At 37.3% G+C, this 445-nt stretch carries 1 protein-coding gene and 1 pseudogene; both read left to right on the plus strand.

The window, feature by feature from the left end:
• Window positions 1–102 (plus strand): annotated as a pseudogene (locus tag A6E03_RS20505) (type II toxin-antitoxin system prevent-host-death family antitoxin); the annotation flags it as partial.
• A complete protein-coding gene (locus A6E03_RS17990; protein WP_011263487.1) occupies window positions 93–407 on the plus strand; it encodes a type II toxin-antitoxin system RelE/ParE family toxin in 315 nt (104 codons plus the stop codon). The pseudogene A6E03_RS20505 and the gene A6E03_RS17990, both read left to right, overlap by 10 nt.
• The last annotated feature ends 38 nt before the right edge of the window (window positions 408–445 follow it).

Here is a 445-nt window from a genome sequence, read left to right on the forward strand (position 1 = left end):
ATTGCTATTCTTGAAGGTATTGCTCGCGGTGAAAAAGCAATTTCAGATAATCGTGTAGTTTCTCATGAAGCCGCAAAAGAGAAGATGAATAAATGGCTGTAATTAATTGGACTGAATCAGCATTATTAGATTTGGACGAAATTGCAGAATATATCGCTATTAATAATATCTTAGCGGCTAAGGCGTTAGTTCAATCAGTTTTCCATCGTGTTGAGCGTTTAGAGGATTTTCCATTATCAGGCCGTAGTGTTCCTGAGCTTCCTCATTTAGATTATCGTGAAATTGTATTACCACCATGCCGTATTTTTTACAAAGTAACCAACGATGATATTGTATATATTCTTTACGTCATGAGGGAAGAGCGCGAGTTACGCCAATTTGTTCTCAATGACCGTGGTTTGCAGTAAGAGTTCATTTAACAATCGCATCAACACGATTTGCTACA

Source organism: Aliivibrio sp. 1S128, assembly GCF_001691065.1.
In the GTDB taxonomy this organism is placed as follows: domain Bacteria; phylum Pseudomonadota; class Gammaproteobacteria; order Enterobacterales; family Vibrionaceae; genus Aliivibrio.

Coding starts and splice junctions, on each gene's coding strand:
- A6E03_RS17990 (WP_011263487.1), top strand. CDS start 93: ATGGCTGTAATTAATTGGACTGAATCAGCATTATTAGATTTGGACGAA.